Here is a 23649-nt window from a genome sequence, read left to right as displayed (position 1 = left end):
TTGTGAATCGCAAGGGTTGTGGGATAGGGGCAGGTGGGCATTCTGGCTGAGGGAGGGATCCCATCACAGTTGCGTCACAGTGGCGGATTTGCACCGCACTTTCCCCAATCTGCCTGAGTCATCCAGATTAGCTTGCCCTTTGCCATTCACCAAGCCCCCCAGGGGGATGTGGGTGGATAGTGTCTGGGGAAATAGAGGTATTTACGGATTAAAATCGATTGCGAATGTGATCAGTCGCACTGTTGTGATCCATTGCATCTGATATAAAAACCAGTAAAGCTGGGAAATCTCGAAATATCCCGTGGAGAGCAATCATGGTCATCCTGGATTACAGCGATGCAGATAGCGGCTTTTGGGCTTCTACCCCCCAGGGCCTGGTGGAGGCGATTAAATTCCAAAACCACTTTTACGCGATTCGGAAACTGTATAAGCGCACCCAAGACGCGGTAGCTGCTTGTCGGACGGATGTAGAGAGCGGGTTTCGCAGCATCGTGGTGGAATTTAACGACCACGCAGAAGTATGGGCTCAGCTCTTGGCGAGTGTACCGGTGCAGCCCAAGGGACAAATGCAGGTTGCTCCCCCTACCACCAACCCTGCCAAACCGGTGTTGACCTATCGCGGCCAACCTTTGAGCAAGCCCTCTGGGAATGCCGCTCCTGTGCAAAAGCCCCTCACCTATCGGGGTCAAAAGGTAGCCGAGCAAAGGGTTGAACAAGCCCCGATTGTTTTGCCCGATACCCTCTACTTTCGCGGTGTGAAGGTGAACTGAGCTCCTGTTGGATGGGAAGCCCTTTCAAACAACCGCAGAGATTTTTAACTACCCTTCTGCCGGTAAACCCCTACTCCATAGGCAGGCACCTCAACAGGATCCCCTGTCGTTTGGGGGAGCATTGTTGAGCCGGAACCCAGCCAGTCGGGATCCTGACTATCCAGAAGTTTTTGCCAAGAGCCAGCCGGCCAGCCGGAATAGGCCATCGAATGTTCTGGGTGGAAATTAAATAGGGCGATAAGAAGATCGGATCCCTGCTGCCGCTGCAGAGCTAAACCCGATTCTGCGAAGAGATCGGCCTGAACGGTGGATCTCTCAAAACTTTGTAAAGCGGGGAGCGTTTTGCGCAACCGAATCAACGTTTGATACCACCGCCAAAGGGCTTGGTGTTGACCGGCTGAGTTGAGATTCCAATTGAGTTTGGAACGGTTAAACGTCTCCTCCGATTGGGGATCCGGCACTTCTCCTTTCCAGCTAAAGGCGCTAAATTCTCGTCTGCGACCCTGCCGCACAGCTTCTACCAAGTCGGGATCCCCGTGGCTAACAAAATACTGGAAGGGTGCTGTTTCGCCATACTCTTCTCCCATGAAGAGCATCGGCAACATCGGGGCCAAGAGTAAAGCGGCTGCCGCCAGTTTTAACCCCTCAAAAGAGGTGAGCTGGCTGAGGCGATCCCCCCACATGCGGTTACCCACTTGGTCATGATTCTGAATGCAGATGACAAACTGGGATCCCGGTCGCTGAGCGGCGGAGTTGCCATAGCGTCTGGCCCGGTGGGGAGAGTATTGCCCGGAAAAGACATAGCTTTCTCGGTAGGATTTGGCCAATTGCTCTAACCGGCCAAAGTCTTCGTAGTAGCCTTCGCGTTCACCCGTGAGCAAGGTGTGCACACAGTGATGAAAGTCATCGCACCACTGCGCATCTATCCCATAGCCCCCCTGCTCCCGAGGGGTGATGATCTTGACATCATTCAGGTCGGTTTCGGCAATCAGGTGTCGCTTCCAGCCGATGCGCTGGCTCAAGGCTTCCACCCGTTGCGAGAGTTCTCCTAAAAAGGGGCGGGCGCTAAAGTCGTAAATGGCATGAATCGCATCCAACCGCAATCCATCCAGGTGGAATTCCTCCAACCAAAACTCGGCATTTTGCAAGAAAAACTCTCGTACCCCATCGCAATAGCGGTCGTCGAAATTGAGGGCGGATCCCCAGGGAGTATGGTACTTATCGGTGAAATAGGGGCCAAATTCGCGCAGGTAATTGCCTTCCGGCCCCAGGTGGTTGTAAACCACATCCAGAATCACCGCCATCCCCACCTGGTGGCAGGCATTCACCAACTGTTTTAGCTCCGTTGCTCCTCCATAGGCGGTTTGCACCGCATAGGGATACACCCCGTCGTAGCCCCAGTTGCGCCCTCCCGGACATTGGGCCACCGGCATCAGCTCCAACACATTCACCCCCAAGTCCAGTAGCTCCGGCAGGCGGGGAATAATGGCGGCAAAGGTTCCTTCAGGAGTAAAGGTGCCGACATGCAGCTCGTAGAGGATCCACTGCTCCAAGGGGATCCCTGGCCAAGCTGAATCCTGCCAGGCAAAATCTGGATGCAAAACCCGTGAGGGGCCATGAACACCGTGGGGTTGCCAGCGGGAGGCCGGATCCGGTCGTTCCACCTGACCCTGCTCTTGGTGGAGGACGAAGAGATAGTCCAGTGGCCCCTCTGGGATCCCTTCTAATTCCGCCTGCCAATAGCCCTCGGCATCCTGCTGCATGGACAGCCGCTGCTCGATGGGGCTGAGTAGTTTCAGCTCCACCTGGGGCAGCAACGGTGCCCAAACCCGGAAGCGATAGCCTCCAGAGCCGAGGGGATAGGCGCCAACGCGGTGGGTGGGAGCAAAGGAGAAGGAAGAATGATTCAACACAGATCCAGGCCAGCAAACACGGTTCCCACTATAGCGGGGTGATTCTCTACTCAGGGATCCACACCAACCTTGCCCAAACGCTGCCAGCAGCGCCTCTGCCCCTCTTTGGAGCCAGATCTTTGCCCCAAACCTTTGTCATAGTGGAATAGCTCTTTCCTGCCAATCTCCTATGCTCAGTTATCCTCCCAGCCGTCAGGATCCGCAAGTTGTCGATGACTACCATGGCCAGAAGGTGGCGGATCCCTATCGTTGGTTAGAGGATCTTGACTCCGATGAAACACGGGCTTGGGTGGAAGCCCAGAATCGAGTTACCTTTGAGTACCTAAAGGGGATCCCGGCCCGGCAACGGCTGCAGGAGCGGCTGACCCAGTTGTGGGATTACGAGAAATACAGCCAGCCTTTCAAGGAGGGGGGGCGCTACTTTTTCTTCAAAAACGACGGCTTGCAAAACCAAAGTGTTCTGTACACTCAAGACTCGTTAGAAGGTGAGGCGCGGGTTTTGCTGGATCCCAATACTTTTTCAGAAGATGGCACGGTGGCTTTGTCGGGGATTGCCATTAGTGAAGATGTACGGTATTTGGCCTATGGACTCTCTAGCTCTGGCTCCGATTGGCAGGAATGGAAGGTACGCGATATTGAAACCGGCCAAGATTTAGCTGATCACATCCGTTGGGTGAAATTCTCAGGGGCAAGCTGGACAAAAGACGGTCAAGGTTTTTTCTACAGCCGTTACGATGAACCTGATGCTGGCCAGGAGTACGAAGGAACCAACTACTTTCAAAAGCTCTACTACCATCGCCTAGGCACATCCCAGGCGGATGATATTTTGGTGTATCATCGGCCCGATCAAAAAGAGTGGGGCTTCAGCGCCATTGTTAGTGAAGACGGTTGCTATTTAATTATTTCTGTGTGGCGAGGTACGGATCCCAAAAATCTCATTTTCTATAAGGATCTCAGGGATCCCAACTCACCAGTGGTGGAGCTTATTTCTGAGTTTCAGGCAGAGTATAGCTTTGTGGGCAATGAGGGATCCCTATTTTGGCTAAGTACCGACTTAGAGGCTCCTCGCCGTCGTTTGATGGCTATTGATATCCAACAGCCAGAACGAATCCAAGAGGTGATTCCGCAAGCGGAAGAGACCCTACAGGGAATCAGCCTGATCAACAATCAATTCGTTGCTTTCTACTTGAAAGATGCTCATACCCAAATCAAAACCTTTGCTCTAGATGGCAGCTTCTTAGGGGAGATTCCTTTGCCCGGCTTGGGATCCGCTGGTGGATTTGGCGGCAAACGCTACGACACGGAAACCTTCTATACCTTTACCAGCTTCACCACTCCCCCCACCATCTATCGGTATGATTTTGCCACCGGCAGCAGCACCCTGTTCCGTCAGCCCAAGGTAGACTTTGATCCGGATGCCTATGAAGTAAAGCAGGTTTTCTACACCAGCCGAGATGGCACGCGCGTGCCCATGTTTATCACTCACAAAAAGGGCTTACAGCTGACCGGGGATCATCCTACCCTGCTGTATGGTTATGGCGGATTTGGTGTGCCATTAACCCCAAGTTTTTCTATTGGTCTGGTGGTTTGGCTAGAGATGGGTGGTATCTATGCCCAACCCAACCTGCGTGGAGGGGGTGAGTATGGCGAAGATTGGCACCAAGCGGGCACCAAACTCAACAAACAGAAGGTGTTCGACGATTTTATTGCCGCTGCCGAATGGTTAATAGCCAATGGCTATACGAATTCCTCCAAACTGGCTATTTCTGGAGGTAGTAATGGGGGACTGTTGGTGGGAGCCTGTATGATGCAACGACCGGATCTGTTCGCGGCGGCCCTGCCGGCAGTGGGGGTGATGGATATGCTGCGTTTTCACAAATTCACCATTGGCTGGGCCTGGATTTCTGAATACGGATCCCCGGAAAACCCGGAAGAATTTCAGGCGCTTTATGCCTATTCGCCCTTGCACAATCTCAAACCCGGTACAACCTACCCCGCCACGCTGATTACCACTGGTGACCACGACGACCGCGTTGTTCCCGCCCACAGTTTCAAGTTTGCTGCTGCCCTCCAGGCAGCCCATCAGGGATCCCAACCTGTACTGATTCGCATCGAGACCAAAGCCGGACATGGGGCCGGTAAACCCACTACTAAGCTTATTGAAGAAACCGCCGATCGTTGGGCTTTTTTGGTCCAGGTGTTGGGGATCCCGACGGAAAATCTGGGTGAGTAACTCCGAATCTCCTCTAGCTCTGGAGGATAACCATGGGGATGAAACCCGAACTTTTGCTGTGGGCAGCCGAAACCCACCAGACGGCCTTGGTAGATTGGCTCCAGCAGCAGCGGGGGCTCTTGGCTCGCTTTCGGTTGGTGGCAGCCGGATCCCTGGGTGCCCATTTGGAGAGAGCAGGCTTGCGGGGACAGTGGCTCGCTTCTGCGGCGGAACTGGGCCAACAAATGGGCAAAGCGGATTCCCAGTTGGTGATCCTATTGCCGGGATCCGAGATGGAACCTCAGCAGTTGCGGGAATGGGTGGCGCGGTGTGAGACGGCTCAGGTGCCTTTGGCCCTGAACTTGGCAACAGCGCAGATGGTGCTGCGGGCTTGGGCAGGGCAGCGGTTGGGTTACTTGATCTTCAACCCAATTTCCGGGCAGGGGGATGAGACGCAACAGTTGGCCTTGATCCGACAGCGGTTAGGGGTGGGGATGCACCTGCATGTGCTGATCACTCAGCCGGATCGGGGGGCAAAGAGTCTGGCAGAAGAGGCTTTGGCGGCCCAGCCGGATCTGGTCATTGCCTCTGGAGGGGATGGCACCGTTTCCGCAGTGGCGGGCGTGTTGTTGGGTTCCGGTATTCCGTTGGGGGTGATTCCACGGGGAACGGCCAATGCTTTTGCCGCAGCGCTGGGGATCCCGGATGATTTGGAACGGGCCTGCGATCTGATCTTGGCCGGATCGACACGGGTGGTGGATGCTGCTCGCTGTGATGGGGAACCCATGATCCTGCTGGCGGGGATTGGGTTTGAAGCAGAAACCATAGAACGGGCCAGCCGCGAACTGAAAACCCGTTTTGGCCCTTTGGCTTACCTGGTGGCAGGGTTGCAGCAGCTAGGGGAGCAACAACCATTTCAGGTGACGATGCAGGTGGATGGCGCTGAATCGGAACCTCTACAGGCAACCGCCCTCACCATTGCCAATGCTGCCCCGGCCACTTCTGTATTGGCGCAAGGACGGGGACAGGTCAACCCGAGGGATGGCAAGCTGGATGTGACCTTGGTGCGCTCTCAAAGTGACCCCTCCCCCAAGAAGCTTTCCCAAGGATTGGCGCAACGGGTGCAAGCTGCCGGAGACCTGGTGCATTTGTTGGGGGCTTCTTTGGCTAGGCAGGTGCCCCAGTTGGAGGGGATCCTCACCCTCAAGGCCTCCCGCATTCGGGTAGAAGCCACACCGCCCCAAAAAGTCGTCATCGATGGGGAAGTGGTGGGCACAACCCCTGTCCAGATCGAGGTAATTCCAGCTGGGCTGACGGTGATTGCACCCCCGGTGCAACGGCCCAACTCCGCCGAAAAAATCGCCATCTTTTGGGTGAAGCGCATCTCCCCGAGCTTGACTCTGTTGACGGCAACCGTTGGCTTGGGCGGGATCCTCGGTTCCGCCTTTGCCCTTTGGGGATTAAGTTGGGCTTTAGAAGGATTGCAATCCCCCGGTCAAAACCTTGATGAGTGGGTGTTGCAAGGGCTGCATCAAGCTAGCCCGTGGCTGGATCCCCTGGCGAGGTTAGGGTGGGGGCTAGGGCATCCACTCACTTTGGTTGCCCTGTTGCTTCTAGGAACAGGTTGGCTTTGGCGACAGCAACACAGGCGTCAGGCTGGGGGGCTGGTTCTGGCTGGTTTGGGGGCCGGGATCCTGGCTGGGATTCTCAAGCCCACTTTTTCCCGGGAACGCCCGGATTTGTGGGATCCCATCCTATCGGAGACGGGCTACAGCTTTCCCAGTGGGCAGGTGATTGGGGCAACAGTCATCTATGGTCTACTGGGCTATTTTTCGGCAAAGTATTGGCCTGAACACCGGCTATCGATCCGCTGGGGAGTGTTGGGGATCCTGCTGTTCATCGGCTTGAGCCGCGCCTACTTGGGATTGAACTGGCCCAGCGATTTGCTGGCGGGGTACAGCCTTGGATCCCTGTGGTTGATTACCTGTATCACCATGTGGCGGATTCAAGACTTAAGACAGTCTGCAAAGGCGGGTGAAGATTAACTGGGTTCATCTACTGGATATTTGGCTGGATATTTGGACATGGTTGGATTCCGGGCCAAGTTCCAAAACAGGGGCAATTTTGCTGAGCTTAATTTTCGGGTTGCTGCCAACAAACTGTTGTAAAGTCCATTCATTCTTAAACAAGAGAACGGGCCGCTCCTGAACATCCTTGACAAGGATTGTATTAAACAAACTGGGGATATTTTCCAGCACCTCCCAACCATTCTCCACCCAGCGTGCCAAGGTATAGGGCAACATCTCTAGGCGGGTCTCGACATTGTATTCATGTTCAAGGCGATACTGCACCACCTCAAACTGCAACTGACCCACCGCCGCTACGATTGGATCCCGTTTCGAATCATCAACTGAATACATGATTTGTACTGCTCCCTCTTCCCGTAACTCGCTCACCCCTTTTTGGAACTGCTTAAATTTGGAGGGATTAGGATTCTTTAAGTAAGCAAAGAGTTCGGGCGAAAAGCTCGGGATCCCTGCGTATCGCAGTTTAGAACCCGTGTAGATGGTATCACCGATGGTAAAAATGCCAGGGTTGTTCAGACCAATCACATCCCCAGGATAGGCTTCATCAATGGAGATCCGATCCTGAGCAAATAGCTTTTGCGGATAGGACAGACGCACGCTGCGATTCAAACGGGCATGATAGACGACCATATCTTTCTCAAACTTCCCGGAGCAAATCCGCACAAAAGCAATGCGATCCCGATGGCGGGGATCCATATTTGCTTGCAACTTAAAAACAAAGCCGGTGAACTCAGGATGTTCGGGAGGGATCAGCCCCAAGGTGCTCTCGTGAGCCATTGGAGGCAGGGCATACTCTAAAAATGAATTGAGAAATAGCTCCACCCCAAAGTTGGTCATGGCACTCCCAAAAAAGACCGGAGTTTGTTGACCAGAATGCACCTGTTTCAGATCCAAACTGGGCATTAAGCCATCCAACAGTTCCAGTTCTTCCTTAAATTGGTAGTACAGATCTTTGTCAATTAACTCCTCAATCTGCGGATCCCCGAGTTTAATGATTGTATCTTTTACCCGCATCCGCCCCTTGGATACCCGCTCAAAAAAGTGAAACTCCTGTGTGCGACGATCAAACACGCCCGTAAAGCGATCCCCGGAGCCAATCGGCCAGTTAACCGGATAGGGTTTGAGGCCCAGTTCTGTCTCAATTTCATCCATCAGCTCCAAGGGATCCCGGGTGGGGCGATCCATCTTATTGATGAAGGTGAAAATGGGCAACGACCGCATCTGGCAAACTTCAAACAGCTTACGGGTCTGGGTTTCTAATCCCTTACTGGCATCCTCCAACATCACCGCATTGTCAGCCGCCGCCAGGGTTCGGTAGGTATCTTCGCTAAAGTCTTGGTGGCCGGGGGTATCCAGCAGGTTGAGGCGGATGTTGCGGTAGTCAAATTGCAGCACTGTTGAGGTAATGGAAATGCCCCGCTGCTTCTCCAGCTCCATCCAGTCGGATGTGACCCGCTTTTGGGCCCGATGGGCTTTTACCGCCCCGGCTTCCTGAATCGCACCCCCGTAGAGCAAGAGTTTTTCAGTGAGGGTGGTCTTCCCGGCATCGGGGTGGGAAATGATGGCGAAAGTGCGTCGTTGTTCTACTGCTTTAGCCAAGTCGAGTTCTTTCATCGGGATTGTTGCTCCAAATCACAACCTGATTCACGTCAAAGAAGGAAAAAAAGGGGGTTTGGCAAGTCCAGCCACGTATCAACAGAATCAGGGAGGAGAGAGCACAGGCAAAAGGGCACTAAGGGTAAGCAAATTTACTCTGACCCTAGCATAGAACCCCAGTCTCTGTTTTCCTGCATACAGGCAGGTAGAGGCACGAATCAGAGTAAGTTCTGCTCATTCAAAAGCTGCTCAATGGTGGCGATGGTGTGGTTTTGGCTAATCACCAACCGTTCTACTCGAATACGATGCGCTTGCATGAGACAGTCCTGTTGCACAGGCTTGGGCAGTTGTTCCCAATGATCCAGCAACACCTCAATGAGAATCTCCCCCGGTAGCCCGGTAGCGTTTTGCAGGGATCCCAGCTTTTCAAGCATGTCGGCAGAGCACTTGAGGGTGAGCTTCTGTAGGCCCAGTTGCGCATCCAGAGCATCGCGGGGATCCGGCAGAGCCGCTGCCGGTTTGGGAATGGGTGGAAGCGGCAAGGGATCCGGTTGGGAACCAGGCCGATTGGGGGCACCATTTCTGTGAGCCCCATTGCCGTTGCTATGACCGTTGTGGGTACGGGCGCTGGCAGGTGGCAAAAGCTCCGCTTGCAAGACAGCGTCACCCGATTCGAGTTGGTGGACTGGGGGGGAAAGAACTGGGGAGGCGATCTCCTCCACCTCGACAGGATCCGGTGGTGGGTCGGGCCAGAGATCCGCATCAGGCAGAGACATTTCAGGGACAGAGGCCGCGATGGCTAGCAGCGGAATCGGTTCTTGGGGCGGCTCAGCAAGGGCAGGTGCCGGTAGGATCGGTTCAACTTCACCAGGGTCAGCAGATTCAACACCAGATGCCGGCGGGTGAGGTGGATCCTCAGCAGGGGTAGGTGCGGGTTCAAGGTGCCCAGGCGCCGCCATGCCTACGGCATCCGGAGGGGAAGGTGCGAACGGTTCCAGCTGCTTATTCACCCCCATCCGTGAGAGTAAATCCGCTTTGGTGGGGCCTGTGGGTAATTTTTTCTTGGGGGGCTTCTTGGAGGTAGCCATGTCAGCGCGCCCTCAATACAGCCTCGATGACCTCGCGATAGGGTTGGGCCAAGAGCTCTTCTCCCGACTCCGCCAATGACCAGCCCATGCTGTTGGTTTGTTGCACCACTGTACTTTGCCGTACCGGGGTAAAAACCGGGATCCCTTGCATCATGTCTGTGAGGGCTTCCACCGCCGCCCGGGACATTTTGGTGCGATTGTTGCCCACCCATTGTTCCCGTGTGGGGAGCACCCCCAAAAACTTCGGTACATGAAAATCTAGCTCTTCCAATTCCTTCAGCAGCACCAGGGTACTCAAGGCCCCCATCACCCCCTTCTGGGTACATTCCGTCGGCACCACCAAGAGATCGGCACTGAGAATGCTGTTGTAGGTGAGCAAGCCCTTGGAGGGGGGACTGTCGATAACCAAAAAGTCATAGTCTGACAAAATCGGTCGCAAAGCCCGCTTCAAAAACAACTCCCGCCCCGGTTCCATGACGATCGCATCCATGGCCCGCGACAGGCTGTAATCGCTGGGGGCCAGCCAGAGCCGTTCTTGGCGATCCTCATTTAAGGGGAGGCGAATAATCTCGCTGATGTGAACCCGATCCGCCCCTGGTAGAATGGTCTCCGCAATCGTGGCCGACTCCGATAGATCCGTCCAGCCCATCCACTGGCTTAAGTTGCCCTGCGGGTCGAAATCGATGGCCAAGGTTTTGCCATGGTCCGCCAGCATGGTGGCCAAGTTGAGGGCGGCTGTGGTTTTGCCGGATCCCCCACTCAAACAGGCAACGGTGACGACAAGCGCCGTTCTGCTAGACATGAGTTGAGCCCCTCATAGTCAGTTCCATAACACTATAACTAGCGTTAAGCAATAGTGTTCACACTTTATGTAGGGATTAATCGGCCTTTTTTGGGTATCAGAGGGAACAGACAAACTGGTGCAGTCGGTGCAAGCCTTTTTCGATGGTGGCGCGGTCGGTCGCATAGGACAGCCGGATGCAGTGATCGGCTCCAAAGGCTACTCCGGGTACGGCGGCCACCTGCTGCTCCTTGAGGAGGCGCTGACAAAACTCCACAGAACTTAACCCCGTCTGCCGGATATTGAAGAACACATAAAAGGCTCCCTCCGGTTGCGGGCAGGTCACCCCTGGCAAAGCCCGGATCCCTTGCACCATCAGATCCCGCCGCTGGGAGAATTCCTGGCGCATTTTTTCAATCGAAGCTGCAGACAAAGGGCTGGTCAGAGCTTCTAACGCTCCATATTGGGCGAAGGTACAGACATTGGAGGTGCTGTGGCTTTGCAAGTTGATGGCCGCATCGACAATTGGCTTTGGGCCTGCTAGGTAGCCAATTCGCCAGCCGGTCATGGCATAGGCTTTGGCAAACCCGCTGCTGAGGATCGTGCGCTGGAATACCTCTGGGGAGAGGGATCCCAAACTGATGTGGTGGGCTTCTCCATAAACCAGTTTTTCGTAGATCTCATCGCAGATTACATAGAGATCCGGTACCGAGAGGATCACCTCGGCCAGGGCTTCTAGCTCGTGACGATGGTAAACCGCTCCTGTCGGGTTAGCTGGAGAGTTGAGAATCAACACCTTGGTGTGGGGAGTCAGGGCTTGGCGGAGTTGTGCAGCGGTGAGCTTGAACCCTTGGGCTTCCTCTGTGGGCACGCGAACGACTTTGGCCCCCGCCAAGGTGACGATTTCGGGATAGCTTACCCAGTAGGGCACCGGCAGGATCACCTCATCACCGGGATCCAACAACACCATCGCCAGGTTAAACAGGGTTTGTTTGCCCCCATTGCTGATCAGGATCTGGTCGCGGCTGAAGTTAAGGCCGTTTTCCTGTTGCAGTTTGTCGGCAACTGCTTGGCGCAGGGCAGGGATCCCGGCAGCAGGGCCATAGCGGGTTTTCCCCTCCTCCAAAGCACGAACGGCAGCCGCCCGAATGTGCTCAGGTGTCTCAAAATCTGGCTCACCCGCACTCAAACTACAGACATCCAACCCCTCCGCCTGCATGGCTTTTGCCACAGCAGAAATCGATAAAGTGGCGGAAGGGGATAGATGAGCAACCCGTTGGGACAAGCCGGCAGCAGACACCATCAGTCGGAGATCTCTCTTAGTTAAGGTTGGGTTAGTTCTAGGCAGTTAGGCTACAGCTGTCAAGAGGCGGCTACCATCCACCAGCAACAGCTCGTTGCCCTCTCGCTCCGCCAACAGATCCCAAAATTCGCCTGCCGAGGCTCCGGGCAGAAAACCTTCTAAACGCAGTTGCAAGGGGGGAAATTGTTTTTTGCCTTGGGGTTTACGCCGCACCGTTACGGAAATAAAGCCATCCTGAGGCTCGACAATGCCGCGAATGTTGAAACCCTCTTCGACATCCTCAGGTGCCGGCAAAAAGGGTTCTTCCTCCAGATCGGGATCTTGCTCCTCTTCCGGCAGAGCCAGGATGCGGATGACGCTTAAACCCAAGGCCCCTCCTGGTCGTGGTTGTGGCTGCACAAAAAACCAGTAGGTATGCCCACTTTCAACGCAGTAGGTGAAGCGGCGCAGGAGTTCGGCTCGCCCAGGTGTGGCCGGGTACTCTTCTCCCTCCGGGGTGACCAACATCGCCTGAGCATAGGCATCGGGGATCGGTTGCAGGGATCCCTTAATCAGGCCAAGGGCGCGAAACTGGTATTTGTGGGCAGGGGCAGGCAGTGGGGTCATGGTCTCAAAATTGGGAAATACTGTTGCGGACACCAAACGCCTCCGGCAACCCCCCTACGACAGCAGGCTGCCAATCGAGACTTGATCTAGGCTACACCCTAGGCAGCGGATTTGAAATTGGCCAGCAGTCTGGATACAAAACCTGGACAACCCATCCGGAGGCAAATGACCCCAGCTAATCCAGCAAAAACTGCACCCACTTGGGGGGAGGTGGCAACGGACAACGAAAATGCTCCATCACGAGCGCCGCGACCAAATGCACCGTGAACACATAAATGAGTGAGTTAAAGCCGATAAACCCCACCACCACCACCTGGATCATCCAGGGCTCCGCCACCCAGTACACCCCCAGCCAGCTCAGGGACACATCCAGCAGCCAGTTGGTCAGACTGGTCAACTGAATCGTCACATAAGTCCAGAGGTTTTCTCCCACCAGCAACGACGAGAGCAAGAGCTGAAAGATGAGGCCAAAAGCGCTGATCAAGGCCCCGCTCAACACCGAGACATACCAAGAAAGGCGCCGTTGCCAAAGCCGGGCACACCAGTACCCCAGAATGCCATAGGGGATGACGTAGAGAACGCTGCGGGTCGGCCCCATCAACACCGTCAGCAACAGGCTGGACACCACCAAGGCCATCGCCCCTGTACGGGGATCCCAGCGCATCACCGCCAGCGCCACCGGAATCGGAAAAAACAGGCGCATAAACGGGGCCAGCGGCGTGTAGCTCAAGATCCAGATCAAGGCGGAGGTACTGGCCAAAAAGGCCGTTTCTACCACCTTTAAGGCTGGAGAACGGGGGGGAGGAGGGGGCAGGGGAGGAAAGTCATCCTGCACAGAAGGCGGAGAGGGCAGGGTCACAATACAGGGAAAAACACCTTTCCCAGCTTAGGCCACCAGTTGCAGGGTTGGGCGCAATTGCGGGGCGACCTCCTGAATCACCAACTGCATGGAACGACGCACATCTTCCTCAGCCAAACCAGGGATATGCACCATCACATTTAACAAATCCAACCCGACAGTATCGCAGTAGCTTTGCAATTTTTGGGCCACGGTTTGCGGGGATCCCACCAAATAATCCAGGCGATCCAACATATCCGGCAGGCTCTCGGGAGGGGTAGCCGGGATCCGACCTTCGGCGATGGCCTCTTGGTAATAGACCCCTTTGGAGTAGAGGTTGAAGTACAAAGTTGCCCCCGCTTCTACCTGGCGTAGGGCTTCGGCATCAGTTTCCGCCACATGCACCAATCGGCAGCCACACACTTTGCCGTGGGATCCCTGTTGGCGATAGTGCCGCACGTATTCTGCTTGTTTGACGGGAGCCTCCGCCTGTCCCACCAGTAGATTCAGCCCTTGCTGAGCGATCAGGCTGACGGTTTCGGTATCACGGGAGGCAACCCAAAGTTTATCCACCAGTCCGGGGCTCGGAGGAGGTGTGAGGCAGGGCTTGTCCGCATCAGGGCCGGTATTCAGGTACTCGATCACCTGCATCAGGTTGGCGCGGAACTGGGCCCGTTTGTCGATGCCCGCAAAGCCCGCCTGTTGAATGTCACCGCCGCTGCCTTGGCCTACCCCAAACACCACACGACCTTGGGTGAGGAGATCGAGGGTGGTAATCGATTCGGCAAAGCGCATTGGATCGGCCACCGTTAGGATTTTCACCCCGGTGCCCAACTTGATCTGACGGGTTTCTCCCGCTAGCCGCGCTACCATCAATTCTGGGATCGGCACCCGACCGTAGAAAGGGGTGTTGCGCACCAAATGGTGTTCCCCCATCCAGAAGGAATCGAACCCTAGCTCATCCGCCCAACGCACATCGGTAATGGCTTGCGCGAAGAATTCCGCATCGGAAAGGGCGGCATGAGCCCACATCTGGTGAAAGAGTCCGATCTTCATGGCGTTCCCAAGAATTTGGCAAGCTTACCGATATCCAATCAGAGTTTCAGTCCACCCGTGGTAGTGTTTGCTACGGGATCCCGTGCAGCAAAAGGTGAATAGCCTGCTGTCGCGACAGGGTTGTGTAGACCTTTTGCTCCTCCCACACAAGCCCTTAACTTTAAGAGGACACAACCGTTGTCTTGGCCTGGGTCAGATCCGTTAATTCAGTACCCTCTTCAGAAGGTGGAACCACTTGCCAGAACTGAGGTAGATAGCTTTCCCAGTCCTGCAGGATCCGCTCCGCTTTCGGGGAATGGGTGAAGCGATAGTGCTCTTGAATAAGCCCCTTCAGTTGGGCCTCTGCCGCCGCAGTCTGCACCCGCTGGATCCGCACAATCTCGCCATTCACCTTGGCCGGGAAGTTGCCCTGTTCGTCTAGCACATAGGCTAAGCCCCCCGTCATGCCGGCCCCCAGGTTACGACCAACACGGCCTAGCACCACCACCACGCCACCGGTCATGTACTCACAGCAATGATCGCCGGATCCCTCAATCACCGCCTGTGCCCCAGAGTTGCGCACCCCAAAGCGTTCCCCCGCCTGTCCGTTGGCAAACAGGTAGCCTCCTGTTGCCCCGTACAGACAGGTATTGCCCAAAATCACGTTTTCTGAGGGATCCCGTTGCGCGTCGCTGGGGGCCAGCAGGATGATCTCCCCACCACACATGCTCTTGCCCACATAATCGTTGGCTTCTCCTATCAGAGTCAAACGTATGCCCGCTAGCGTAAATGCCCCAAAGCTCTGCCCGGCGCTGCCGACAAAGCGCAGGTCTAACTGTCCTCCCTGTTGAGCAAAGCCTGTATCCCCATGCAAGCGGGCTATAGCTCCGGCAATCCGTCCGCCCACGCAGCGATCTGTGTTCCGGATGGGGGTTTCCAGCGTGGCGGTACCACAGGTCTGTAACGCCTTTTGGATCTCTGGCTTTGCCAGGATCTCATCATCCAGCACCGGGCCGTTGGAATGAACTGGCTCATGGTCCAACCAATCCGGCAGGGTTCTTGCATCGGTGGCAGGGATCTCGAGCAAACCATCCAAGTTCAGGGATTGGGTTTTCTCCAGAACTGCATCGGCCCGCGGGCAGAGCAGATCCACCCGCCCGATCACCTCTTTCAAGGAGCGGTAGCCCAGTTGGGCGAGAATTTGGCGCACCTCATCAGCCACAAACGAAAAGAAGGTCACCACATGATCGGGTGTGCCCGGGAAGCGTTTGCGCAACTCTTCCTTCTGGCTGGTTACCCCGACGGGACAATTGTTGGTGTGGCAGACTCGCGCCATAATGCAACCCTCGGCGATCATGGCTACTGTGCCAAAGCCAAACTCTTCCGCCCCCAGCATGGCCGCCATCACCACTTCCCAGCCGGTGCGAATGCCACCATCCACCCGCAAAATCGAGCGATCCCGCAGGCCATTTTCCAGGAGAGCACTGTGTACCTCTGCCAGACCCAGCTCCCAGGGCACCCCGGCATGCTTGATAGAACTCAAGGGTGAAGCGCCCGTCCCCCCTTCATGCCCAGAGATTTGGATGATATCGGCGTTGGCTTTGGCTACCCCAGCCGCTACCGTACCGATGCCAATTTCCGAGACCAGCTTCACCGAAACCTTGGCCTCAGGGTTCACCTGGTGTAGATCAAAAATCAGTTGGGCCAGATCCTCAATCGAGTAAATATCGTGGTGGGGCGGCGGCGAGATCAAGGTCACCCCCGGTTTGGAGCGGCGCAGCTTGGCAATGTAGGGGCTGACCTTTTTGCCCGGCAGTTGTCCCCCTTCCCCTGGCTTGGCTCCCTGAGCCACTTTGATTTCAATTTGCTGGGCGTTGATCAGGTACTCGGGGGTAACGCCAAAACGCCCTGAGGCCACCTGTTTAATGGCTGAGCTAGCGTTGTCCCCCACCTTCAAGCCCTTCAAATGGGGAAAACGCAGGGAGGTGCCGTCAGCGGTAACATCGGTGATCATGAGATACCGCTCCGGATCCTCGCCGCCCTCGCCAGAGTTGGATTTGCCGCCAATGCGGTTCATGGCAATGGCCAGGGTTTCGTGGGCCTCGCGGCTAAGGGCGCCCAAAGACATGCCCCCTGTGGCAAAGCGTTTGAAAATTTCAGAAGCCGGTTCTACCTCCTGCAAAGGAATGGGATCCCGATCAGGGTTAAACTCCAACAGATCCCGTAGAGCCGTGGGCGTGCGGCTCCGCAGGTGCGCTCTGTAGGTTTCGTAATGGGAAGGCTGACCCGATTCAATCGCTTTGTGTAGTAGCTTCGCCATTTCCGGGCTATTGATGTGGTATTCCCCTTTGGGCCGCGCTTGGATAAAGCCAAAGTTTTCCAGCTTTTTCACGCTCAACTCTGGGAAGGCCCGCTGATGGTTGAGCATGCCTTCCCGGGCCAGATCCGCTAGAGTCATGCCCCCCACCCGCGACACAGTACCTCGGAAGGCAATATCAATCACCTCTGGACTGAGGCCAATCGCTTCAAAGATCTGGGCCCCGTGGTAGCTGGACAGCAGCGAAATGCCCATTTTGGAGAGGATCTTCAGTAACCCCGCCTCGATCCCGGCTCGGTACTTCAGTTGTACCTCCGCTAGGGAAAGCTGAGGCAATTTGCCGGATCCCATCTGGGTTTGGGTTTTGGGTTTGTGCCACCACTGCCGCACTGACTCATAAGCCAAATAGGGACAAATGGCACTGGCTCCATAGCCAATCAAACAGGCAAAGTGATGGGTACTCCAGCATTGGGCAGTGTCCACCACCAGCGAGGTTTTTAGGCGCAATCCCCGTTCAATGAGATGATGGTGGATCGCTCCCACCGCCAACAAAGGTGGAACCAGAGCCTGTTCGGCACTCAAGCCCCGGTCGGAGAGAATCAAAATTTCTGCCCCGGACTGAACGGCTGCCACAGCTTGCTCACACAGGGATCCGAGGCGAGTTTTTAATCCTTGCGGGCCATCGGCCACTGGGTAGAGGATGGCTAGGGTTTGACAGGGGAAAGGGGTGTGCTGGAGAGCTTCCAGTTCTGCCTCGTTCAGCACCGGGCTACGCAACTGCAGCAAGCGGGCATGTTCTGGGCGGATCTCCAGAAGGTTGCCCTTGGATCCCAGATAGACATCCAGCGACATCACCAAGCTTTCCCGCAGCGGGTCAATCGCCGGGTTGGTGACCTGGGCAAAGCGCTGTTTGAAGTAGTCATAGAGGGGATGCGGTTGAGTGGAGAGCACCGCCAGTGGCGCATCATCCCCCATGCTGAAGGTGGGCTCCTTGCCTGTGGCCGCCATCTCTTCGATGATCATCTCCACATCTTCGAGGGAGTAGCCAAAAGCAGTTTGGGCTTGGAGCAGTTGTTCTTCTGAAAGGCAAGGAGTGGTTTCAAAGTCTTGGGCATCGAGGGTAACGCGGTGGGCCTTGAGCCAGTCGCCGTAGGGATGCTGGGCGGCCACCTGGGTTTTGATGTCCCAGTTTTTGCAAATTTGCCCGCTCTGCAGATCCACCGTCAGCATTTGCCCCGGGCCTAGCCGCCCTTTTTCTAGGATCTCGGCCTCCGGCAAATCCACAACCCCAGCTTCTGAGCCCACCGCCAGGATCCCATCCCGGCTGAGGGCATAGCGGGCTGGGCGCAACCCATTGCGATCCAAGGTGGCCCCAATCGTCTTGCCATCGCAAAACACCACCATCGCAGGGCCATCCCAAGGTTCTTGTAGCCCAGCAAAGAATTCGTAGAAGTCCACCACTTCTGGGTGATCCTGCAGTTCCGGCTGGTGGCGATAGGCTTCGGGAATGAGCACCATCATCGCCTGTTGGCTGGAGTAGCCCGACTCGATCAACAGCTCAAACACCGCATCCAGTCCGGCTGAGTCGCTGGTGCCCGGGTCGATAATCGGTTTCAGGTCTTCTACCTCCTCGCCCCAAATCGGGTGGGAAAGGGTTTGCTCACGGGCCGCCATCCAGTTGACGTTGCCCAGGTAGGTGTTGATTTCGCCATTGTGGCAGAGGTAGCGGAAGGGCTGCGCTAAGGGCCAGCGGGGCAGGGTATTGGTGCTGAACCGGCGATGGTAGGTGGCATAGGCAGTGGTGTAGAGGGGATTCTGTAGATCCCGGTAAAACTGACCCAAGACTGCCGATTGCACCATGCCCTTGTAGACGATGACCCGACAGGACAAGGAGGCAAAGTAGAGGGAGTAGAAGCCAAACTGAGCCTCCACCTGCCGCCGGAGCCGCCGCCGCAACAGATACAGTTGGTGCTCCAGCGCATCCCCACTCAAGCTGGGGTGGGCGAGGATCAACTGCCAGATGGAGGGCATGGTTTGCCGCGCCATCGGCCCCAGTTGTTCTGGATCCACCGGTACTTGCCGCCAAGCCACAGGTCGCCATTCCGTGCCGGCCAAATAGCCATCAATCAGGTTCCGAACTGCTTGACACTCGGCTGGATCCTGAGGCAAAAAAAGCATTCCCACCGCACTGTGGATGGGATCCAGGGATCCCACCTCTGCCTGGAGCAATGCCCAAGGGATTGCTGTCGTAATGCCCGCTCCATCCCCGCTTTGGTTATCACCACCACAGCCTCCCCGATGTTCCATGCAGGTGAGGGCCGCCAGGGTTTTTTGCAGCAGATCATGGCTGGCTCTTCCCCGTTGATCCACCAAGAACCCTACTCCACAGGCATCCCGTTCTTGAACATGCCAGCTTTCGTCCAGGATGGGAACTTTAATCTGGGAATGATGAAGATTCATAGGGGTAGAAGCAGTCTGGAATAAACCCACACGTTTGGATGTGGAAAACCAGCATATCTCAATCCAATCCGACAGGAAAAGGGGACAACCCCAAGTCGGGGCTGGCCTTTGCCGATAGGGCAACAAAATGTTTCAGGGTGCCCAGACAACCAAAGAAAGACAAGAAAATGCTCGTCGTGAACAGATTTTTTGGATTTTTCTTCTCTACTCTTCTCGTCTTTCTCAAAAGAAGTCGGAAAAGGTATCTCGCAGATCCGAGAGGAGATCATTAAAGCAGGTGAGCTGATCCCCTGTGGAGTCCACCAGAGTTAAATCCGCCCGTCCTGTGGCGCCTTCGGATCCGAGTAGGGGAACGCTGAGACGGCTCGGGTCAGCCGGATTGCGGGAGACGCGAATGACAGCTCGCTCCCGATTAAACTGATAAGCCTCCGCCACATAACGAATCGGTTCGCTCAGGCCGGGATCCACTTGCAGCCCAGGGGCAGGCAACAGATCCACCAGCTCCGTGAAACTACCACTTCTCAGACCAACCACTGCCGCCGCTCCCAGTTGGTTACAGATGGCGATGAATACGGGTTCCTGCTCACTGGCGCTCAGGTTGGCCAAGGTGACCGTGACACTGGCCCGGCTGCCTGCAGGGGGATAGGTGATCCTAAAGCTACGGCCAAAGGCATTGCCCAGTTCATCGCGGGCGCGGAAGCGAATCTCGCCGGTATAGGGCAGGATCGAAGAAAAGTAGATGCCGAATCGATCGCTGGGGCCCCGTCCGGGGATATTGGTTTGACCGGGCACATAGGCTAGGGCAGCTCGAGTTTGCCAGTTGTTGGGAGGGGCGTAGGGCAGCAAGGGGCCACTCTCGATGCTAGGGGGTTCTTTGGGGGGCAGATCCGGTTGGCCATCCCCATTCAGATCAAGGCCATTCCCCAAAAAAGCGACCGATCGCTGCAACAGGATGGGGCGGTTCTGATTGTCCAGGGGGGGATCCTGTTCTTCTGCCAGTCCTACATTATCCACATAGACATTGAAGGGGCGATTCAGGATTTGATTATCCCGTTGTCGGCGGATGTTGAATTCCAGGTAGGCTCCCACCGCGCCCGCTGCCGGGGATCCCCCCGTAATCTCGAAATCATCGGCCCGCAAGAAGGTGTTTTCCAGTGGGCCTAAAGGAGTTGTGCCCTCACCACAACCGAGCAATCCGAGTGCGAAAATCCCCAACCCCAATGCGGTCGGAATCGCCCTTTTTACGTTGGCAACACAGGACGGAGGCACGAGCCGGGAGGCACGCTTTTGCTTCACCATTCATCTCCTCTCCACAACAGACACTCTGGTGACGGTCTGACCCGACAGACTGCTTTTGAGGATGGGTGAGAATCCACCCGCGACCCACCGGAGTCACCTGACCCACTATATCCTGTGCCCGAGTTTGGCTCCTACCGTCCGATGACTCCATACTTAAATACTGAATGAAAATTGAATGAAAATACTGATTCAAAGTGCCCGAGATGGTGAAGCTGCTGCATCTTTCTGATATTCATCTGGGCAGTGGCCTAGCCCACGGTTACATTAACCCCGCCACTGGCCTCAATACCCGTTTGGAAGATTTTGTCGGATCCCTGCGTCGCTGCATCGATCATGCCCTTGACCACGAGGTGGATCTGGTGCTGTTTGGCGGAGATGCCTTTCCCGATGCCACCCCACCCCCCTTACATCAAGAACTCTTTGCCCAAGAATTTCGCCGCCTGGCCGATGCCGGGATCCCGACGGTCCTTTTGGTGGGCAACCATGATCAATACGGACAAGGACAAGAGGGCACCAGTCTGGCCATCTATCGGGCTTTGGGGGTATCTGGGTTTATTGTGGGCGACCGGCTGCAAACCCATTGGATTGAGACCCGCAGCGGCCCTGTGCAGGTCACCACCTTGCCTTGGCTGAACCGCTCCACTCTCCTGACTCAACAGGAGAGCTTGGGGCTGAATGCAGAAATCCTTGCCCACCAGCTGCTCCAGCGCCTCCACCTAGCCCTGGAAGGGGAGATCCGTACCCTACAGACCGGGATCCCGGCCATTTTGTTGGCCCATGTGATGGTGGAAACGGCTCGCTATGGGGCTGAGCGCCATCTGTCGGTGGGCAAGGGGTTTACAGTACCGCTGTCGCTGCTGGCTCGTCCTGCTTACCAATATGTGGCCTTAGGTCATGTGCATCGTCATCAGGTGGTGAGCCGGGATCCCTTGATGATCTATCCGGGTAGTATTGACCGGGTGGATTTTGGCGAAGAAAAGGAAGAAAAAGGCTGTGTCTTGGTGGAGGTCACCCCCTCAGGGGCCAGCTACGAATTCCTGCCTTTGCCGACTCGCCCCTTCCATACCATTCGTTTGGATTTCAGCGGGGATCCCTCGCAGGAGATTCAAGCCAAACTCTTGGCGGCCATTGCCAAGGCACCTGTAGCCGGATCCATTCTGCGGCTGATTTATCGGCTGCGCCCCGACCAGATGGACTGCATCGAGGAAAGAGCCCTGCACACCGCCCTCGCCCCCGCCTTCAGTTACACCATTGCCCCAGAAGTGATTGGCCCGAACCGCACCCGCCTACCGGGATTGGATCCCAACCAGTTAGAACCCTTAACCACACTGGAACAATATCTGTCCAGCCGCAGCGATTTAGCCCCATTGCGCAATGATTTGCTGGCCGCCGCCCGTCAGTTGCTGGAGGAATCGACGGATCTCTTACAGGAATGCGACTGGGATCCCAGCCTAGAGGAATTGGAAGCCGCAGATACTATTCAAGAAGTTATTCAACCGGAAGGGCAGCAGTTGCGGTTGCTCTAGCGTTGACGACAGAGGGATCCCTTAGAGTGGGATGGATTTGATTTGGATCAAGCTCCGAGCCCGTCACCGATGTCTCAGATTTCAGGTGATCCAGGTCACTTCGGGATTACGGAGAAGAGCCCAAACTAGGAATTGGGTTGAAGACGTTGGCAACAACGGTATCAGCTCACCCACAGGGAACTGAATCGGGCTGGTAGACCTCACACTGCCAGTCCTTTTTTTGTCGCTACAAAGCCTCATCGAATCGGGCTCCCAGGCTGTTCACAAGATTTTCACCTTCTTCTTTTAGCCTATCTACAGATGGAAAGTGACCCATCGCCACTGGTAAAGACTGGTAAAAGTCAACCGGCAAAAGTCACGAGTATGTATCGGAGAATAGGTCATGCAAGAGCGACTAGCTTATCAAAGCAAAATGCGATCTCAACTGGATAATATCATTGCTCAGATCGAGAAGTTAGAAGCCGCCGCAAAACAGGCCGAAGACGAAGCGAAAAACAAGCGTCTGGAGGCTCTTAGGTTAAAGCGTGTTGCATTTGAGGAACGGTTACAGTCTCTACAAAACAGTAGTGGTGAAGCTTGGGAAGAGTTACGATTGGGCCTTGAGTCTGCCTGGGGTGAATTGCAAAGTGCCCTGGATAATGCTTTTGCCAAGTTTCAGTGAGAGGATTGACTGTTTCCAGTTTCTGAGTAATCTGTCGAAGGGTTGGTTCCCAGAGCGTTCACTTCCGCATCATTCTGCATAGTAAGGAGTCAATGACATGAACGGCACACTGTGGTTTCTACTAATTGGGGCCATCGCTGGTTGGCTGGCTGGGACTATTCGGCGCGGCTACGGCTTTGGTCTGATCGGCAACATTGTTGTTGGTGTTTGTGGAGCTTTTTTTGGGGGCTTTCTCTTCGATTTACTCGGCTTCACAGCCACGGGCCTGTTGGGAAGTTTGTTGATGGCCACGATTGGGGCGTTGGTTTTGCTGGCTTTGATCAGCTTTGTTCGTCGGGCCTGATCCCCAATCGGCCCACAGGATACTGCATTTTGGAGGATAGTTCATGAATATCCGTGTTCTTTCGGCGGCGATGATCGGCTTAGCTACCCCTAGTTTGGGTTTACTGATCCTGCCCCCCGCTTCGGCTCAACAATTGTTTGATCTGGGGGTACAACAGCTGCAACCGGGCACAATCATCCCAGTCCAAAGCCTTGAGGGAGAAGAGCCGCAGTATTTCAGCCCTGATAGCACCCATCCCGTGACCTTGCGCGTCGCTCAGGATATCTACAACGGCAGCGGCCAATTGGTCATCCCAGCGGGTAGTGAGGTGCGGGGGAGCTTGCGACCGGCTCAAGGGGGCGCTAGGTTCTTCGGCACAGCTTTGATCGCCAATGGGCGACTTTATTCAGTGCAAATGTCGTCAGATTTGATCCATGACGAGAAGGATCCCCGCCAATATTCCGCTGAATCCATTGCTGAGGATGCAGCCATTGGCGCTGTGGGGGGCACAGTATTGGGCTTGCTCACAGGGGGGGTTTCTGCCCTAGGGGTTATTGGTGGGGCTGGAGCCGGAGTGGCCGTGGGCAATATCACTGCGCCTCAGGTGGTGGTGTTACGCCCCAATCAGACAATCAACCTGACTTTGGATAGCCCGGTGCGATTTTGACACTCCCCCGGTTAGAAACCGGGGGATTCTCCCTTCTAGCCCCCCACAGCTTGAAGCTGTGAGGGATTCATGGAGTTCAGGGGATTGCCAAATACCCCATCCCCTGAGCCGACCCTACCTATTACGGGCAGGGCTTCTTTTAGACTCAAAGGACACGAAAACCCGTCC

At 55.6% G+C, this 23649-nt stretch carries 17 protein-coding genes and 1 riboswitch; of the genes, 7 read left to right on the top strand and 10 right to left on the bottom strand.

The features are described 5' to 3' along the window. Nucleotides 1–15: 15 nt before the first annotated feature. Nucleotides 16–151: riboswitch (cobalamin riboswitch) on the bottom strand. 163 nt (nucleotides 152–314) lie between these two features. Beyond that, complete coding sequence (locus JX360_RS14120; protein WP_244352172.1) at nucleotides 315–770, top strand: hypothetical protein; 456 nt, start codon at nucleotides 315–317, stop codon at nucleotides 768–770. Nucleotides 771–814: 44 nt separating this feature from the next. Here the strand turns inward: JX360_RS14120 and treZ are convergent, their stop codons facing one another. Then, nucleotides 815–2680 carry a malto-oligosyltrehalose trehalohydrolase gene (gene treZ / locus JX360_RS14115; RefSeq protein ID WP_244352170.1) on the bottom strand — a complete coding sequence of 622 codons (1866 nt, stop codon included), beginning with the start codon at nucleotides 2678–2680 and terminating at the stop codon, nucleotides 815–817. A 172-nt stretch (nucleotides 2681–2852) separates the two neighbouring features. Between treZ and JX360_RS14110 the strand changes: the two genes are divergently transcribed. Both JX360_RS14110 and JX360_RS14105 read left to right on the top strand, forming a co-directional pair. Then, nucleotides 2853–4916 carry a prolyl oligopeptidase family serine peptidase gene (locus JX360_RS14110; protein WP_244352168.1) on the top strand — a complete coding sequence of 688 codons (2064 nt, stop codon included), beginning with the start codon at nucleotides 2853–2855 and terminating at the stop codon, nucleotides 4914–4916. Nucleotides 4917–4954: 38 nt separating this feature from the next. Continuing rightward, on the top strand, nucleotides 4955–6940 hold the full coding sequence (locus tag JX360_RS14105; RefSeq protein ID WP_244352165.1) for a YegS/Rv2252/BmrU family lipid kinase: 1986 nt from the start codon (nucleotides 4955–4957) through the stop codon (nucleotides 6938–6940). A 6-nt stretch (nucleotides 6941–6946) separates the two neighbouring features. On the opposite strand, the gene JX360_RS14100 is transcribed toward JX360_RS14105, so the two are convergent. The 9 genes from JX360_RS14100 to JX360_RS14060 all read right to left on the bottom strand — a co-directional run bounded on the left by JX360_RS14100 (nucleotide 6947) and on the right by JX360_RS14060 (nucleotide 20305). Continuing rightward, nucleotides 6947–8596: a peptide chain release factor 3 gene (locus JX360_RS14100; RefSeq protein WP_244352164.1), complete on the bottom strand. Its 1650-nt coding sequence runs from the start codon at nucleotides 8594–8596 to the stop codon at nucleotides 6947–6949. Nucleotides 8597–8796: 200 nt separating this feature from the next. Continuing rightward, nucleotides 8797–9666, bottom strand: a complete 870-nt coding sequence (locus JX360_RS14095) for a hypothetical protein (protein WP_244352163.1) — start codon at nucleotides 9664–9666, stop codon at nucleotides 8797–8799. A gap of 1 nt (nucleotide 9667) precedes the next feature. Continuing rightward, nucleotides 9668–10468, bottom strand: a complete 801-nt coding sequence (locus tag JX360_RS14090; protein WP_244352162.1) for a ParA family protein — start codon at nucleotides 10466–10468, stop codon at nucleotides 9668–9670. Nucleotides 10469–10565: 97 nt separating this feature from the next. Then, a complete protein-coding gene (locus JX360_RS14085) occupies nucleotides 10566–11750 on the bottom strand; it encodes a pyridoxal phosphate-dependent aminotransferase (RefSeq protein ID WP_244352161.1) in 1185 nt (394 codons plus the stop codon). A gap of 45 nt (nucleotides 11751–11795) precedes the next feature. Further along, nucleotides 11796–12356 (bottom strand): hypothetical protein, encoded by a 561-nt coding sequence (locus tag JX360_RS14080; protein ID WP_244352160.1) that lies wholly within the window; start codon nucleotides 12354–12356, stop codon nucleotides 11796–11798. Between the two features lie 175 nt (nucleotides 12357–12531). Further along, nucleotides 12532–13215, bottom strand: a complete 684-nt coding sequence (locus tag JX360_RS14075; protein ID WP_244352159.1) for a DUF2232 domain-containing protein — start codon at nucleotides 13213–13215, stop codon at nucleotides 12532–12534. Between the two features lie 27 nt (nucleotides 13216–13242). Next, entirely contained in the window at nucleotides 13243–14250 is a 1008-nt protein-coding gene (locus JX360_RS14070; protein ID WP_244352158.1) for an LLM class flavin-dependent oxidoreductase, read from the bottom strand. Nucleotides 14251–14410: 160 nt separating this feature from the next. After that, nucleotides 14411–19006: a glutamate synthase large subunit gene (gene gltB / locus JX360_RS14065; protein WP_244352157.1), complete on the bottom strand. Its 4596-nt coding sequence runs from the start codon at nucleotides 19004–19006 to the stop codon at nucleotides 14411–14413. A 222-nt stretch (nucleotides 19007–19228) separates the two neighbouring features. Continuing rightward, nucleotides 19229–20305: a hypothetical protein gene (locus tag JX360_RS14060; protein WP_244352156.1), complete on the bottom strand. Its 1077-nt coding sequence runs from the start codon at nucleotides 20303–20305 to the stop codon at nucleotides 19229–19231. A gap of 203 nt (nucleotides 20306–20508) precedes the next feature. Between JX360_RS14060 and sbcD the strand changes: the two genes are divergently transcribed. From sbcD to JX360_RS14040, 4 genes are all read left to right on the top strand, one after another. Next, on the top strand, nucleotides 20509–21831 hold the full coding sequence (gene sbcD, locus JX360_RS14055) for an exonuclease subunit SbcD (RefSeq protein WP_244352155.1): 1323 nt from the start codon (nucleotides 20509–20511) through the stop codon (nucleotides 21829–21831). A 382-nt stretch (nucleotides 21832–22213) separates the two neighbouring features. Further along, on the top strand, nucleotides 22214–22492 hold the full coding sequence (locus JX360_RS14050) for a sll1863 family stress response protein (protein ID WP_244352154.1): 279 nt from the start codon (nucleotides 22214–22216) through the stop codon (nucleotides 22490–22492). 97 nt (nucleotides 22493–22589) lie between these two features. Beyond that, nucleotides 22590–22835 carry a GlsB/YeaQ/YmgE family stress response membrane protein gene (locus JX360_RS14045; protein WP_244352153.1) on the top strand — a complete coding sequence of 82 codons (246 nt, stop codon included), beginning with the start codon at nucleotides 22590–22592 and terminating at the stop codon, nucleotides 22833–22835. A gap of 43 nt (nucleotides 22836–22878) precedes the next feature. Continuing rightward, on the top strand, nucleotides 22879–23481 hold the full coding sequence (locus JX360_RS14040) for a TraB/TrbI/VirB10 family type IV secretion system protein (RefSeq protein ID WP_244352152.1): 603 nt from the start codon (nucleotides 22879–22881) through the stop codon (nucleotides 23479–23481). The last annotated feature ends 168 nt before the right edge of the window (nucleotides 23482–23649 follow it).

It is taken from the genome of Thermostichus vulcanus str. 'Rupite' (genome assembly GCF_022848905.1).
Lineage (GTDB): Bacteria > Cyanobacteriota > Cyanobacteriia > Thermostichales > Thermostichaceae > Thermostichus > Thermostichus vulcanus_A.
Note: the sequence above shows the minus strand (reverse complement) of the source record. Positions and strands in the feature narration are given on the sequence as shown.